Consider the following 16,002-nt stretch of genomic DNA (forward strand, 5'->3'; position numbering starts at 1 on the left):
TATTTGTGCCAAAGACTGGAGTGTATAAATGCGACAGCTATTTTTTCTTGGGATTATGTTGTGTTTTGATTCTTTGCTTTCTAACAAATTATAGTGTTGTTGTATCAGGTGTGCGTTTATTTTTATATAGACCGAGGCTCAATTTAACCAAAGGATATGGTATTGAAAATAAACATATTAATAGAAAATTACAGCATGTTAGTCGTGATGGATTTAGGCCATTTACTGCTGATATTTGAAGAATATGGATAGATAGAAAAGCATTGCCTCATGAAGTAAAAAAGATTAGCAGATAATTTTTTATTACCTTTATTCAACATACGTGAGTCTTATCAAAACCTAATTAATCAGACATATCAAACAGGAACTTAAGCTAAATTATGCTATCTTGTTTCCCTTAAGGAAAACTAAAAAGGTACTGCGTCATGTCAGAGAAAGACTCTCCAGAAGCCAGCGAATGCCAATATGTTTCTTATCATATCCCTAAATGGACAGAAGATGGAACATGCCATTGGGATGATGTTCAGCTTCAACCTAAATCCTTTAATGCCGAAGCAAAGTGTATTTTACCTCCGAGGAAAGTTATTCCTGTCATTTTTCTTCCTGGGATCATGGGAACGAATTTAATGTCAAAGGGCGATGATAAAAAAGAAATGTGGCGAGGGGATGCAGGGTATGAAATTTTTCTACAATGGGCTGAAAGAACAGGACATGAAAGAAAAAAAATATTAAACCCTGAAACAACAACCGTTGATAACAGAGGTTTAGTTGATAAAGAAGTCTATACGCCCTTTTCTGATGACGGATATCTATTTCCTAAACGTCATGATAGAGGGTGGGGGGAAGCACTTAATTATAGTTATGGGCGTTTCCTGAGTGTTTTTCAGGCTGCATTAATTAATGACTGGCAGAGTAATGTCCTTAATTTCGAACTTACAAGTAAAGGTAATATTAATTTACCATATGTCAGTATTCTAAATGAATTTGTCGAGACACCATTTGGGACGGAAGAAAAAGAGAATGAGCAAAAATTAACCCAAAAAGAACTCGACCATTTTAATCACTTTTTATTTCCATTGCATGTTTTTGGCTATAACTGGCTTGCGGATAATGCCGAATCCGCATCTAAACTTGTGGAGTATATCGATAAAGTAATTAATTTATACCGGTGTTATGGATATGGTTTAGCGGTAGAGAAAGTCATTTTAGTCACTCATTCCATGGGAGGATTAGTCGCTCGATATGCGATGAATCCTTCACCTGAATCAGCGTTTGAGGGATGCGAAAACAAAGTGTTAGGTGTTGTTCATGGCGTTATTCCGGATTTAGGATCTCCTGCTGCTTATAGACGAATGGGAACGGGGGCGAGTGAGGAAGGCTATACTGCAGGGCGAATTTTAGGGTGGTCCGCTAAAGAATTAATGCCAGTTCTAGCGCAATCTCCAGCGCCTTTACAATTGCTTCCTTACCCTTCCTATAAGTCACCATGGTTATTTATTCCAGAGGAAGGTAGTTACCCTCAAACAAAAGATCCTCAAACAGGAAAATCTGATCCGTTTAAGGATATTTATCTTAGAAATGATGTTTGGTGGAAACTTTATAGACCTGACATTTTAGATAAGGAAAAAAGGGTAGTAGATAATAATTGGTTTGCTTATAACGACATTATGGATGATACGGTTCGTAACTTCATGAATCACCAGGAAAAAGGTTTATACCATTCCAATACCTATGTTTTTTATGGTAATAAAGTTGAATCGGATGGCTATCTTGATTGGGCACCAACCAAGTTAACCGTAAGCCCATATGTATTCTCCCAAGGCGAACCTCATTTACCGCCAACAAATCGGCAAAAACGAGAAAAAGGTCAGTTGGCTAAAGAGTTTAAATTAAATTCATCAAAAACGGCTGGTGATGGTACGGTGCCTGTCGAGTCGTTTTCGGCTATCTACTCCCACCCGTCAATCAAAAGTATTTTAGCAACGAATGTTGACCATCAAGACGCTTACAAGGTTGATGATGTTGCTGACATAAAAAAGAGACCGGCAATTCAATTTACGTTAAGAGCAATTATTAAAATGGTTATGGATGTGCCATTAAATGATTAATAAATATCTTGGTTTACTGATTGGCTTGTTTTTATTCTCACTTACTTTTTTGGGCTTGGTTGTTTATGACAAAGAAAGCCGTTTAACTGAAAAGGATTATATTTTGATAGATGCATTCTTTGAAAACGCCAAACCTCAGTGTATTGGGCGATTTGTCGTTGATATTCCCATTCCATTTAATAATATGAAAGATAATCAGTCATTTATTGATGATTTTCGTATTGAAAGTAAGTTCATTTATCCTCCTGCGTTTAAGCAACGGATTGAGTTGCGAGAGCAAGAGCTTAGCAATGGAAAAACGAGTGAAAAAAATGCACCAGTGTTAAAGGAAATCATCAAATTACCTGATGGTAAAGGAGTTATTTTCGACAGGAACAAACCAGGGTCTGATGACTCCTATAGGACACTAGAGGCTCATGTTTATACTGAAATGATTGCATTTGTTATTACAACAAATATTAGAGATTTTTCTGATAAAAAGTATGAAAAGAAGAAAATGGATTTTTTGGCTAGAGGGTTCAGCGAAATTCAGGCTAATGAGAAACCGACTAAATTAGCGGCTATGAAATCACTCATATCTCGATTGTCAGGGCGAAAAAATGAAGAGATCCCAACCGATAGTGGTGTTTGTATTCCGAACGGGTTTATTGCGGATGATGAAGATAAACATGAAGAAATTATTTCATTTACTTATGAAAATGATGATTTTATCTTAGGATTTAGATCCGATAATACGGCTATTGGTTCTGATGATACGTTGTTTAATCGCAGTCCACAAATCAATGAAGCTATGTCATTAGCTAAGAAAAACACTATTAAGAAAGAAAAGTTATCACCAAATGGAATCCCATCCCTAGAATGGCTAATGGTAGGAAAACAAAATAAGCAAGAAGATAATGACATGTTTGAATTTATTTTGTATTCAAATGAAAAGATTGCTGATTCACAGAAACCGTTGCTATACATTGGGTTAAACAATGCAGACAAAAATACCCAATATAACCAATGGCAAATGGTCGAAATTTGGGATCGGATTATCGGTTCGCTACGTTATAAACCGAATGCGTTTTAATTCACGCTAGAACGAGAATCCTATTCTTATCGCTCTGATTTAATATAAAGAGACTTACATACATTGCGACTTTTCAACTCAATAAAAATGTCACTCTAAAGCGATAAATGCCCACTTTTGAAGTGGGCTTTTATTTGTGCCAAAGACTGGACTTAACCGAACAGTTTTTGTTTCAGTAAGTTCATGCCAATTGACGCTAAATCGATATTTTCTGGCAGCACACCATTCGGGCTAGCGCTGTCTACGATAGTCGGTAAATATTTAGCGACCATATCGGTTGCTTGTTGTGGATCTAAACCAACGCGCTGAGCGAGTTCTTGGATCCCTGAATCACCGAAAACTTGCATTAACTGGCTAGCATTAACTGGCAAATTTTCACCTTCAGCAATCCATGATGAAACGATCCCGCCTAAGCCTTCAGTGTTAAATTTATCGACGACACCAGAGAGCCCGCCTTGCTTTTCAACCCAATCAATAACAGATTGAAACTGTTGCATTTTATCACCTGCAACCATGCTTAACACTTGATCAAACAGACCCATTTTGACTCCTCGATAACGTAATTGATGCGTTCAATTCCAAGTATGGAACATTTTACAAAAAATAATAGGCGGCTATTTTGGGGAATTTACTCAACAGGTCAATGAAAATTAGAGACAAGGAGGGAATTAAATAGGTGTACAAATTAGTCGATTAAAAATCAATCAAAATACTCACAATTTTTATCACATTTTCTTGTGAAGGGCAGTATAAGGTTGTTAAGTTTAAAATTGTTTAAATATCATGAATATAGTAAATAAATGGTTAAAATTTATATTATCTTTAGTGTGATGATAGTCATGTGTTTGTGAATTTGGTTATGTAAAAATTCACAATATTCACCGTAATTCACAATATTCACCAGAATTTATCATTTGTTGGAACTGACAACATCAGGGGGCTAAATGGAAAATACTGTTAACCATGTTGGCGTTATTGGTCTGGGTTCGATGGGAATGGGGATCGCGCAATCATTAATAAGAAACAAGATCCCAACCTATGGGTTTGATTTAAATCCACAAGCGTGTGAGGCGCTACTCGAATATGGGGCGCAAGCCACAGGGCAAGATGCTGCGCAGTATGCTCAACAGTTAGATGCGTTACTTATGGTCGTCGTCAATGGTCGGCAGGTTGAGGCGATTTTGTTTGGTGGTGAGAAACCACTGGTAGAGCAGCTTCGTCCAAATACTGTCATTGTGTTGCACAGCACACTGGCTGCGGAGCAGACAAAACAGATAGCGCAGCGCCTTGCTGAACACCAGCTTCCATTAGTGGATGCGCCTATATCTGGCGGAGCGATTAAAGCGGCAGAAGGTCAATTGACCGTCATGGCATCGGGCTCTCCTGAGCTATTCGCTCAGCTTTCTACGGTATTTGAGGCAATTTCAGAGCGTCTTTATCGCGTGGGGGATGAAATCGGCCTAGGCTCAACCGTAAAAACTATCCATCAGCTATTGGCGGGGGTGCATATTGCGGTTGCAGCGGAAAGTATGGCGCTGGCGGCAAAAGCGGGCATCAATTTAGATGTGATGTATGACATCGTCACTCATGCTGCTGGTAATTCATGGATGTTCGAGAACCGTATGCAGCATGTGCTTGATGGAGACTACACCCCTAAATCGTCAGTCGATATTTTTGTGAAAGACCTCGGTTTGGTGATGCAAACCGGAAAAGCGCTGAATTTCCCACTGCCACTGGCAGCAACGGCGCATCAAATGTTTATCTCAGCCAGTAATGAAGGTTTTGGCTTACAGGATGATAGTGCGGTTATCAAAACCTTTAAGGGTATTACTTTACCGGAGAAAAAGGCATGACAGTGAAATTAGGCGTGATTGCTGATGATTTTACCGGCGCGACAGATATTGCAGGCTTTATGGTACAAAACGGCTGGAAAGTGGTGCAGCTACTGAATGAGCCAAATGAAAATACACCAATTCCTAAAGATGTAGATGCCATTGTGGTGAGTTTAAAAAGCCGTTCTTGCCCAGTGGATGAAGCGATAAGTGCCTCGGTAAATGCATGTCGCTGGCTGAAAGAATCAGCGCAGTGCCAGCAGATTTTCTTTAAGTATTGCTCAACCTTTGATTCAACAGAGAGAGGCAACATTGGTCCAGTGACCGATGCATTGATGAAACAGCTGGACACGTCATTATCATTAGTGTGCCCAGCATTGCCCGTTAATGGTCGTACCGTGGTACATGGGCACCTGTTTGTGAATGGTCAATTGCTCAATGAAAGTGGAATGCAGCACCACCCAGTGACACCAATGACCGATGCCAACCTGATGCGCGTCATGGAGAAACAGTCAGCAGGTAAAGCTGGGCTGATTAATCTTGCGACAGTGCAAAAGGGCAGCGCTGCTATCACTGAACAGTTAGAACAGCTACGCCAGCAGGGTATCCGTTATGCGGTTGTGGATAGCTTCACGATGGATGATTTACTGCCGATTGCTCAGGCTTCGCAATCACTGCCTTTATTAACGGGCGGATCAGGATTGGGGGCTGCCCTTGCGAATATTGATAGCCAAGTGGCTTGGGGACAAGGGGAAGGCCGCGGCACTAAGCCCACGGGGAAAGACAGAAAAACGGTCATTTTATCGGGTAGCTGCTCACTAATGACCAACAAGCAAGTACAAAGCTATCAACAAGTCGCACCTAGCAAGGCGTTAGATGTGGGTGAATGTATCAATAATCCAGACTATGCAACCGTATTAGCACAATGGGTTAAAGACCAGAAAATTACAGGGTTAGCACCTTTGTTATATGCCACCCAACCACCAGAATTATTGAAGCAAACGCAGGAAAAATACGGCGCCACATTATCGAGTACAGCGGTAGAGAATGTGTTTGGGCAGGTGGTGACGTTACTTCAGCAGCAAGGTTATAACACTTTTATTATCGCGGGCGGCGAAACCTCTGGAAAAGTGGTGCAACGCCTTGGAACTGAACAATTAAGTATTGGCTCGCCTATCGCGCCGGGTGTGCCTTGGGTACAAGACTTAGCAAGCGGTAACTGGTTAGCACTGAAATCAGGCAATTTTGGTCAAGAGAATTTCTTCCAGTTAGCACAGGAGATGGTTAATGAGTAATGAAAAGGCGCTACGCCAAGAGTTAGTGGATTGGGCGAAGTCAATGTTTAATCGCGGCTACAGTAGCGGTGGCGCAGGCAACATCAGCGCGCGCTTGCCGGATGGCTGCATTATTGTCACCCCGACTAACTCGAGCTTTGGCGATTTAGATTCTGAGCGCCTGAGCAAGCTCGATGCGCAAGGTAACTGGATTGATGGTGACAAGCCAACAAAAGAAGTTTCCATGCACATGGCAATGTATTTGCAGCGTCCAGATTGCCAAGCGGTTGTTCATCTACATTCACCTTGGCTAACGGCACTGTCCTGTTTACCCAATTTAGATACCGCAAACTGCTTACCGCCGATCACGCCTTATTATGTGATGCGTGTGGGCAAATTACCTTTGATTGAATATTTACCACCGGGTGATGACCGTATTGGCGAAGAAATCGCAAAATTAGCGCCGAATCATAATGCGATTTTACTCTCTAACCACGGCCCCGTTGTTGGCGGCAAAACCTTAAGACAGGCATTTTTTAATGCGGAAGAATTAGAAGATACCGCGCGCCTATACATTACATTGCGCCCACACGGCTTCACCACGTTAACGCAAGAGCAGGTTCACGAGCTCGAAAGCCGTTATCCACAGAAATGAGGCGATAGACATGGCTAAATTTGCAGCAAATCTCAGTATGATGTTTAACGAAGTTCCGTTTATTCAACGCTTTGAACGTGCCGCTCAGGCTGGGTTTAAAGGCGTTGAGTATCTTTTCCCTTATGAAGAAGATGCGGATGTTATTGCGAATGAACTGAAAAAACATCAGCTTACTCAAGCACTATTCAATATGCCTGCGGGTAATTGGGGCGCTGGCGAGCGTGGAATGGCGTCTATTCCCGGTCGTGAAGCCGAGTTCGCTCAAGGGGTACAAACTGCACTGAAGTACGCGTTAGCATTAGGCTGCAAGCAAGTGCATGCCATGGCAGGCAAAGAGGATGAAAAATTTACACCTGAAGAGCAAAAAGCGTGTTTTATTAAGAATATACAACATGCTGCGGATGTGATGGCTGAGCACGGAATTCGTGTGCTGATCGAGCCGATTAATACCCGCGATATGCCGGGGTATTTCTTAACAACACAAAAGCAAGCTGAAACGTTGTTACCGGAAATCAATCGTGAAAATGTGTTTATTCAATTGGATTTGTATCACTGCCAAATTATGGAAGGTGACTTATTGAAAACAATTGAGCGTCTTTGGGGTAAATTTAGTCATATTCAGATAGCATCAGTACCTTTTCGCCATGAACCTGATAGCGGTGAAGTCAATTATCCATGGATTTTTAATCAACTCGATGAAATGGGATATGAAGGCTGGCTAGGATGTGAATACCATCCAGCAGGACGCACCGAAGACGGTTTAGGCTGGCTAAAGCAAGCTAATTCCTAGGAGAACCGAATGATCCCTTCCGAACGTCATGATTTTATTTATCGCTATGTCTATGAGCACCAAACTGTGTCTATCAATGACTTAGTGGGTTTAATGAATGTCTCTCATATGACGGTTCGACGTGATATTCGCACGTTGGAAGAGGAAGGTAAGGTTGTCGGAATTAGCGGTGGTGTTCGGTTAAATGATGCGTTACGCCAAGAGCTACCGTGGAGCGAAAAGGCAAGACTTCATCATCAAACGAAACGTGAAATCGGGCAGTTTGCCAGTTCACTGGTTGAAGATGGTCAGGTGGTTTATCTCGATGCAGGTACCACCACGTTTGAAATTGCCCGTGTATTAGGTGAGCGTTTTAATCTCACTATCGTGACCAATGATTTTTCCATCATGCAGTACTTGATGAATAAATCACAACTGAACTTGTATCACACTGGTGGGCAGGTTGATAAACGCAATCACTCCTGTGTTGGCAATACGGCGGCCGCTATGTTGCAGACACTGAATGTGGATATCGCGTTTATTAGTACCAGCTCATGGGATCTGCAACATGGGGTTTCCACACCCCATGAGGAAAAAGTCCAAATAAAACAAACTTTATTGGATGTCGCTCGTCGGTGCGTACTGGTTTCAGATAGCAGTAAATTCGGTAAATACGGCATGTTCCGTGTCTGCCCATTAGATCAATTGCACGACATCATTTGTGACCAACATTTACCGTCTGATGTGGTGCAACGGATACTCGAAAAAAACATAAAACTTCATTTAATAAATACATAAAAAACATCTTACCTACTGATGCATAGCCCGGCAGGGTTATCGCAAGGAGAATGACAATGAAAGTTATTATTACTGGTGGCGCAGGTTTTCTGGGCCAGCAGCTAGCCGCTGCTTTGCTTAAAAACAACCAAGGATTAAAGTTTAACCAGCTCCTTTTAGCGGATATTCAATGCCCTACATCGCCTATTGAAGATCCTCGCGTGAGTTGCGTTGCATTAGACTTAACCCAACCAGAAGCCGCAGATAAGCTGATTGATGCGCAAACTGATGTGGTATTCCATCTTGCGGCGATTGTGAGTAGTCATGCTGAAAGTGACTTTAACTTAGGCATGAAAGTGAACTTCGATGCGACTCGCCAATTGCTTGAAGTCGCTCGTGCTAAAAACCCTGCCATCAAGTTTTTATTCACCAGCTCTCTTGCGGTGTTTGGCGGGAAATTACCGGATGTGATCACCGATTTGTGTGTTGTTAACCCGCAATCTTCTTATGGCGCTCAAAAAGCCATGTGTGAATTGATGGTGAACGACTATTCCCGTAAAGGCTATGTGGATGGACGTGTTATGCGCTTACCTACCATTAGTATTCGCCCGGGAGTTCCGAATAAAGCGGCATCTTCTTTTGCTAGCGGTATTATCCGCGAGCCTCTAAATGGGATTGAGAGTGTTTGCCCGGTGTCTCCAGAGTTGGCTCTATGGTTATCTAGCCCAGAAACGGTGATCAACAACTTCATTCATGCGGTTTCGATTCCCGCAGAGAAATTTGGTCTTTCACGCACCGTGAATCTGCCGGGGATCACCGTGACAGTACAAGACATGATTGATGCCTTGCGTGACGTAGCAGGTCAACAAGCGGTTGATTTAATTCGCTTTGAGCCAGATGAAGCCGTCAACCGCATTGTGGCAAGCTGGCCGGGTAAATTCGATATTCGCCGTGCATTGGATTTAGGCTTTAAAGCTGATGGGTCATTTAGCGATGCGATCCGTTCCTTCATTAAACACCACGGCTGTGCAAAGTAGGAGATTAAACAATGTCCTATATTCCTATTATTGGCCTCGCGGTGGCCATATTTGTCCTTATCTTTTTAGTATTGCGAACGCGGGTTCACGCCTTGTTAGCGATGTTGATTGCGGCTGCAATCGCAGGGTTATCAGGTGGATTAACCGCAGCGGAAACCGTCACCGTTATTACAAAGGGCTTTGGTTCGACCCTCGGTAGCATTGGTATTGTTATCGGTCTTGGGGTAATGATGGGAAGGGTGCTGGAAGTGTCCGGTGCTGCTGAGCAGATAGCCTATAGTTTTATCAAATGGTTAGGTAAAAAGCGTGAAGAGTGGGCGCTGGCAATTACCGGTTATATTGTCAGTATTCCTATCTTTGTAGACTCCGCATTCGTCATTTTGTATCCGCTGGCAAAAGCGTTAGCGAAGAATGGAAAGCGCAGTATTTTAACCCTCGGTGTTGCATTGGCGGGGGGGTTAGTTGTTACCCACCATACTGTTCCGCCAACTCCGGGTCCTCTTGGTGTTGCAGGGATCTTTGGGGTTGATGTTGGTGCGATGATCTTAGCGGGGATGACGCTGGCAGTACCGTGTGTCATCGGGATTGTGTTCTACGCCAAATGGCTGGGAACTAAATACCCTGAGTTCATGCCAGATGAAACAGGCAGCGAAGATTTAAAAGAAGTGCATGCGCGTTACATGGAAGAAAAAGCCAATAAACCATTACCGAGCTTATTCTTATCATTGTTACCAATCATCACCCCAATTCTGTTGATTTTTATTAATGCTATCAATGGATTATTACTGAAAACAGCTGCATTCCAAGGCATGAATGATAATTGGTACTTCCAATCATTCGAATTCTTGGGAGCACCGATTATTGCCTTATCCATTAGCGTCCTGATTTCGGTCTATACGTTAATGCCAAAAGCGTCGAAAGAAGAAGTTATCGACCGTATGGAAGAAGGTTTGCAAGCGGCGGGTATCATCCTGCTTGTGACCGGTGCTGGTGGTGCCTTAGGTGCAGTATTGCGCGACAGTGGTACGGGAACGATCCTGGCTGAGCATGTCGCGAATTTACCGATTACACCAGTATTAATCCCGTTTATTATCGCGACATTAGTGCGTTTAATTCAAGGGTCTGGAACGGTAGCGATGATCACCGCAGCCTCGATCTCTGCGCCAATTATTAGCCAAATTCCTGATATCAACTTATTAGTTGCGGCCCAAGCGGCAACGATGGGGTCTCTGTTCTTCGGTTATTTTAACGACAGCCTTTACTGGGTGGTGAACAGAATGATGGGGATCAAAGACGTTAAACAACAAATGATTGTTTGGTCTATTCCAACAACAATAGCTTGGGCTATCGGGTTGGTTGGGGTCTTGATCCTTGATGTTGTGTTGTAACTTGATGGAGTGCTGTAAATCTAGCATATTGATATCATAGTATTTTTTCTTCTGCCTAATAAAAGCGCCCATTCGGGCGCTTTTTTTCGATAATCACAAACATTCATCTATACTGGGTGTATCCCATGATTCACATTAATCTCAAGAAGGTTTATTTGTGATCAAGATCTCGTTTTAATGAAATTCAAGTGAATCTGTTTCCATTAAAGTAGATATTGGTCACTAAATTAATCAAAGCTAAGCGTTATATTGACAATAACGTACTAATTCAATGATGCCATTGTGTAAAGGAGTTTGATATGTCTGACGTTTTCCACTTAGGTTTAAAAAAGAGTGACTTACAGGGTGCAACTGTTGCTATTGTTCCTGGGGATCCTAACCGTGTTGAAAAAATTGCACGTCTGATGGACAACCCTGTACATCTGGCTTCATTACGCGAATTCACTTCATGGCGTGGCGAGCTTGATGGCAAAGCTGTGATTGTCTGCTCAACCGGTATTGGTGGCCCATCAACCTCGATTGCAGTTGAAGAGCTGGCTCAGTTAGGTATCCGTACTTTCTTGCGTATTGGTACAACGGGTGCAATCCAAGAAAACATCAATGTGGGTGATGTACTTGTCACCACTGGTGCGGTTCGTTTAGATGGTGCAAGCCAGCATTTTGCGCCACTGGAATTCCCTGCAGTCGCTGATTTCACTTGTACTAATGCACTGTACGCTGCGGCGACAGAAGCGGGTGCAACTGTACACGTCGGTATTACCGCATCTTCTGATACCTTCTACCCAGGCCAAGAGCGTTATGACACCTATACAGGTCGCGTAATGCGCCACTTCAGAGGTTCAATGAAAGAGTGGCAAGACATGGGCGTGATGAACTATGAAATGGAATCAGCAACACTGTTAACCATGTGCGCAAGCCAAGGTCTGCGTGCGGGTATGGTCGCTGGGGTTATCGTAAACCGTACTCAGCAAGAAATTCCAAATGAAGCCCTACTGAAAAAAACAGAAGGCAATGTTCTGAGCATCGTTGTCGAAGCTGCTCGTCGCCTGCTGTAATCCTAATTAGCTGACCCGTTTACTGACTTCACTCGGTTGTGGATTTTCGGTAAACGGGTTCAGTTATCATCGTTCTACCTATGCATCTTAAATATTCTTGTATCTCTAATTGATCAGCGCAAAATTTATTTTCTCGCGTTTTTCTTATTCCCTTCATCGATGAATCTGTTATTGTCATTTAAAACAATTAATATAAGCCTCTTAAGTTACTCAAATTACAAGTAATTGATGATTTCGTTTATTTTTAGTTTGAGGAATGACAGAGCTAAAAAGGGAAAACGTATGTCAACAAAGCCTTACCTTCACCCCTCTGTGCTGCCTTTAACGGGTGGAATTAACTTTCGTGATTTAGGGGGGAAAAAACTGTCCAATGGCGGAAAAATAAAGCCCGGTGTTTTATTTCGTTCTGGAGCACTCGACCGCTTAACCCAAGATGATGAAAAAGTCTTACAGTCACAAAACCTTTTCCAAATCATCGACTATCGCGATGAAGCTGAAATTCTGGATAAACCTGACGTGGTGTGGAGTGGCGCTCATTATGTGCATGCCCCTGCAAACCCGCTGGCAAAAGAAGTGAGTGCGAATCTTGATAAACTCACCCCAGAAGTGCTGGAAAAATTTGATCCTCAAGCCTTTATGTTCCGCCTCTATGAGTTGCTTCCGTTGAATAATGCCGCTTATCACCAATTAGTGAACATGTTGAAGCAGCCAGAAAAAGGTGGGCTTGTACAACACTGCGCAGTAGGTAAAGACCGCACAGGGGTTGGCTCGGCTCTCGTGTTGTTTGCGCTGGGTGCAGATGTGAATACTGTGATGGATGATTACCTTTTAACGAACGAGACGTTAGCGCCATTTCGTAACCATTTACTCGAAGAGTTCTCCAAGACCATGAGTGAAAATGTGGTGAAAAAATTCGAATATGTATTTTCTGTTCGTGAAGAGTTCTTGCAGACTGCATTGAAAAGCATAGAAAATAATTATGGCAATGTGGATAGCTGGCTAGAAAAAGACTTTGGATTAGATAACGCTCAGCGCAGCATATTACAAAGTTACTTCCTCGAATAAACCTCCGCGGAATTGAAGTTGCAATACGTCAGTTTTGTTGCAACTTTATTGACTTCCAAGAACTATAATATGTTTACTTAGCTGAATAATAGTTACTTAGTCGACTTATAGTTAACAAATCAATCTTAAACTGTAGGAATTTGCCCTTGAGCATTAATGAAATTGTCACGGTCATTACAGAATTCACTCGCGCTCATGAAGTGTGGGCGATCCCTATTGTTTTCATTCTAGCGTTTGGTGAGTCACTCGCTTTCTTATCATTATTATTCCCAGCGACCGTTATTTTGCTTGGGCTTGGCGCATTGATTGGTGAAAGTGAAATTGCCTTTTTCCCGATTTGGTTAGCCGCCGCATTGGGGGCATTTTTTGGGGATTGGGTTTCTTATTGGTTTGGTTTTCACTATAAAGAAAAAGTTCGTGAAATGTGGCCGATTTCCCGCAATCCTGAAATGGTAGACAAAGGGCATCGTTTCTTTGAAAAATGGGGTGTTTGGGGAATCTTCTTCGGTCGATTTTTTGGACCATTACGCGCGGTAGTTCCGCTTGTTGCAGGAATTTGTGAAATGCGGCAACGACATTTCCAAATCGCCAACTTAGCGTCTGCGATGATTTGGGCATTTGGTATTTTAGCCCCTGGTGCGCTTGGTTTACGTTGGTTTGCGAGCTGGATGGGATAAGCTGCGAAGCCGCTCGCAAAAAGTAGCCGTTGGGATATTTACCTCTGGACACTTATACAGTATCCCATTACCTTACTCTAGATTTTAAAAAGTAAGGATTGAGTCGTGGATACCTCTCTTTTATATGCAATTATTGGCGCCTTAAGTGGCATTTTGGTCGGCGGTTTGGCGGTCTGGTTTTCTATTGTCCAAAAAATAGCGGGAAAAGAGCGAGAGCTACAAGAGGTATATCGCCAACTGGCGGCGAGCGATGAAAAAAATGTGCATTTAGCGCAGTGGAAAGAGGAGTGTGATAGGCTCGATCAGGAGCTACGCACACAGCGGGATATTAACCGTGAGCAAGAAGCTGAGTTGCGGGAAGTGATGACCCGTTTTGAACAGACGCAACTCGCCAATGAAGAAAAACAACGGATTTTACAAAACAGCGAGCAGCGCCTTACCGCTCAGTTCGAAAATTTAGCCAATCGTATTTTTGAGCAGAACGAACGACGAGCATCCGAACAACATCAGAAAAATTTAATGGCGATGCTATCACCGTTTCGCGAGCAACTTGAAGGGTTTCGTCAACAAGTGCAGCTAAGTTATAGTGAAGAAGCCAAAGAGCGCCATACACTCACTTATGAAATCCGCCAATTACAGCAGTTAAATAACCAAATGACCAAAGAAGCGGTCAATTTAACTCGAGCCCTAAAGGGAGATAATAAAATCCAAGGGAACTGGGGGGAAACTATCTTAACGCGGATTTTAGAAGTTTCAGGGCTGCGAAAAGGCAGCGAATTTGAAACTCAGGTGAGCATCAATACCGGTTTCAATAGCCGATACCAACCCGATGTGATTATCCATCTTCCTGAAGGCAAAGATGTGGTGGTCGATGCGAAAATGTCGCTGGTGGCTTACGAACACTATTTTAATAGCGATGATCCAGAACAGCAGCAGCAAGGTATCAAGGAGCATGTGGCTTCTATTCGTAACCATATGAAAATGCTCAGTCGCAAAGATTATCACCAGTTACCGGGAGTTCGCTCTTTAGATTATGTGCTCATGTTTATTCCGATTGAGCCTGCGTATTTATTAGCATTAAAAGAAGCGCCTGAACTACTTGATGAAGGATTAAAACTGAATATCATGTTGGTCTGCCCATCCACCTTGCTGGTGGCAGTGCGTACCATTAATAATTTATGGCGCTATGAGCGGCAAGAGCAAAATGCTCAAGAAATCGCAGATAAAGCCGCGAAAATGTACGATAAGCTGCGTTTATTTATCGATGATATGCAGGTATTGGGCGCTAGTTTAGAGAAAGCAAATCACACTTATTCTTCAGCAATGAAGCGCCTTGCTGAAGGCCGAGGTAATTTGCTTGCTCAAGCGGAAAGTTTTAAAGAGTTAGGTGTGGAAGTTAAGCAACCTATAGACCCTCAGCTAGCTGAGCGGGCTGGCAAGTCTAATTGTGCGGAATCTTAGAGTTATAATAGGGTTTTCACTCAAAGGCTGGTACACTTCACAAAAAAGTTTGAACGATTAACAGGCATAATAGAAATGACCGAACCGACAAAAGAAACCATCGATTTTGGTTTCCGTACTGTAGAGAAAGAAGAAAAAGCTGGCCTAGTAGCAAATGTTTTTCACTCTGTAGCCTCTAAATATGACCTGATGAATGACTTAATGTCTTTTGGTATTCATCGTATCTGGAAACGTTTCACAATTGAAGCGAGTGGTGTGCGTCGTAATCAACGCGTACTTGACCTTGCTGGTGGAACCGGTGACCTTACTGCAAAATTCTCTCGCCTTGTAGGTGAAAAAGGTGAAGTGGTTCTCGCAGATATTAACGATTCAATGTTAAAAATGGGTCGCGAGAAACTGCGCGATTTAGGCATTGTTGGTAATGTTAATTACGTACAAGCGAACGCAGAAGAGTTGCCATTCCCTGATAACTATTTTGACTGTATTACCATCTCGTTTGGTTTACGTAATGTCACCGATAAAGATAAAGCATTACGCTCCATGTTCCGCGTATTGAAGCCGGGTGGACGCCTATTAGTGCTTGAGTTTTCCAAACCAATTCTTGAACCACTGAACAAAGCTTACGATGCTTATTCATTCCATATTTTACCGCGTATCGGTCAAGTGATTGTGAATGATCCTGAAAGCTATCGTTACCTTGCTGAATCTATCCGTATGCACCCAAATCAAGAAACCTTGAAAGGGATGATGGAAAATGCAGGTTTCGAGCAAGTCTCTTATGACAATATGACCGGTGGTATTGTTGCATTACATAAAGGGTTTAAATTCTAAG

15 protein-coding genes are annotated in these 16,002 nt (G+C 42.6%); 14 read left to right on the forward strand and 1 reads right to left on the reverse strand.

Annotation, left to right across the window (positions count from 1 at the left end):
* The first annotated feature begins 425 nt into the window (after positions 1-425).
* Positions 426-2,108, forward strand: a complete 1,683-nt coding sequence (locus tag LDO51_RS08745; protein WP_225577148.1) for a lipase family alpha/beta hydrolase — start codon at positions 426-428, stop codon at positions 2,106-2,108.
* The gene (locus LDO51_RS08750; RefSeq protein ID WP_225577149.1) at positions 2,101-3,180 is read left to right on the forward strand and encodes a T6SS immunity protein Tli4 family protein; all 1,080 of its coding nucleotides are present in this window, start codon (positions 2,101-2,103) and stop codon (positions 3,178-3,180) included. The genes LDO51_RS08745 and LDO51_RS08750 overlap by 8 nt, the downstream gene beginning before the upstream one ends.
* A 152-nt stretch (positions 3,181-3,332) precedes the next feature.
* Here the strand turns inward: LDO51_RS08750 and LDO51_RS08755 are convergent, their stop codons facing one another.
* Positions 3,333-3,722: a YidB family protein gene (locus LDO51_RS08755; RefSeq protein ID WP_154602097.1), complete on the reverse strand. Its 390-nt coding sequence runs from the start codon at positions 3,720-3,722 to the stop codon at positions 3,333-3,335.
* Between the two features lie 402 nt (positions 3,723-4,124).
* Here LDO51_RS08755 and ltnD point away from each other — a divergent pair, with 402 nt between their 5' ends.
* The 12 genes from ltnD (at position 4,125) to ubiE (ending at position 16,001) form a co-directional block, all read left to right on the forward strand.
* On the forward strand, positions 4,125-5,033 hold the full coding sequence (gene ltnD / locus LDO51_RS08760) for an L-threonate dehydrogenase (protein WP_225577150.1): 909 nt from the start codon (positions 4,125-4,127) through the stop codon (positions 5,031-5,033).
* Positions 5,030-6,307, forward strand: coding sequence for a 3-oxo-tetronate kinase (gene otnK / locus LDO51_RS08765; RefSeq protein WP_225577151.1), 1,278 nt, complete (start codon positions 5,030-5,032; stop codon positions 6,305-6,307). Before ltnD ends, otnK begins: the two co-directional genes overlap by 4 nt.
* The gene (locus tag LDO51_RS08770; RefSeq protein ID WP_225577152.1) at positions 6,300-6,941 is read left to right on the forward strand and encodes an aldolase; all 642 of its coding nucleotides are present in this window, start codon (positions 6,300-6,302) and stop codon (positions 6,939-6,941) included. Before otnK ends, LDO51_RS08770 begins: the two co-directional genes overlap by 8 nt.
* A gap of 10 nt (positions 6,942-6,951) precedes the next feature.
* The gene (otnI, locus tag LDO51_RS08775; protein ID WP_225577153.1) at positions 6,952-7,731 is read left to right on the forward strand and encodes a 2-oxo-tetronate isomerase; all 780 of its coding nucleotides are present in this window, start codon (positions 6,952-6,954) and stop codon (positions 7,729-7,731) included.
* A gap of 9 nt (positions 7,732-7,740) precedes the next feature.
* The gene (locus LDO51_RS08780) at positions 7,741-8,508 is read left to right on the forward strand and encodes a DeoR/GlpR family DNA-binding transcription regulator (protein ID WP_225577154.1); all 768 of its coding nucleotides are present in this window, start codon (positions 7,741-7,743) and stop codon (positions 8,506-8,508) included.
* A 56-nt stretch (positions 8,509-8,564) separates the two neighbouring features.
* Positions 8,565-9,524: a D-erythronate dehydrogenase gene (denD, locus tag LDO51_RS08785; RefSeq protein WP_225577155.1), complete on the forward strand. Its 960-nt coding sequence runs from the start codon at positions 8,565-8,567 to the stop codon at positions 9,522-9,524.
* A gap of 11 nt (positions 9,525-9,535) precedes the next feature.
* On the forward strand, positions 9,536-10,912 hold the full coding sequence (locus LDO51_RS08790; protein WP_225577156.1) for a GntP family permease: 1,377 nt from the start codon (positions 9,536-9,538) through the stop codon (positions 10,910-10,912).
* 299 nt (positions 10,913-11,211) lie between these two features.
* A complete protein-coding gene (udp, locus tag LDO51_RS08795; RefSeq protein WP_006658334.1) occupies positions 11,212-11,967 on the forward strand; it encodes a uridine phosphorylase in 756 nt (251 codons plus the stop codon).
* 282 nt (positions 11,968-12,249) lie between these two features.
* The gene (locus LDO51_RS08800) at positions 12,250-13,032 is read left to right on the forward strand and encodes a tyrosine-protein phosphatase (protein WP_225577157.1); all 783 of its coding nucleotides are present in this window, start codon (positions 12,250-12,252) and stop codon (positions 13,030-13,032) included.
* Between the two features lie 146 nt (positions 13,033-13,178).
* Positions 13,179-13,709, forward strand: coding sequence for a DedA family protein (locus tag LDO51_RS08805; RefSeq protein WP_225577158.1), 531 nt, complete (start codon positions 13,179-13,181; stop codon positions 13,707-13,709).
* A 105-nt stretch (positions 13,710-13,814) separates the two neighbouring features.
* Complete coding sequence (gene rmuC / locus LDO51_RS08810; protein WP_225577159.1) at positions 13,815-15,170, forward strand: DNA recombination protein RmuC; 1,356 nt, start codon at positions 13,815-13,817, stop codon at positions 15,168-15,170.
* A gap of 75 nt (positions 15,171-15,245) precedes the next feature.
* Entirely contained in the window at positions 15,246-16,001 is a 756-nt protein-coding gene (gene ubiE / locus LDO51_RS08815; RefSeq protein WP_036954951.1) for a bifunctional demethylmenaquinone methyltransferase/2-methoxy-6-polyprenyl-1,4-benzoquinol methylase UbiE, read from the forward strand.
* The last annotated feature ends 1 nt before the right edge of the window (position 16,002 follow it).

It is taken from the genome of Providencia alcalifaciens, assembly GCF_020271745.1.
Taxonomy (GTDB): Bacteria; Pseudomonadota; Gammaproteobacteria; order Enterobacterales; family Enterobacteriaceae; genus Providencia; species Providencia alcalifaciens_B.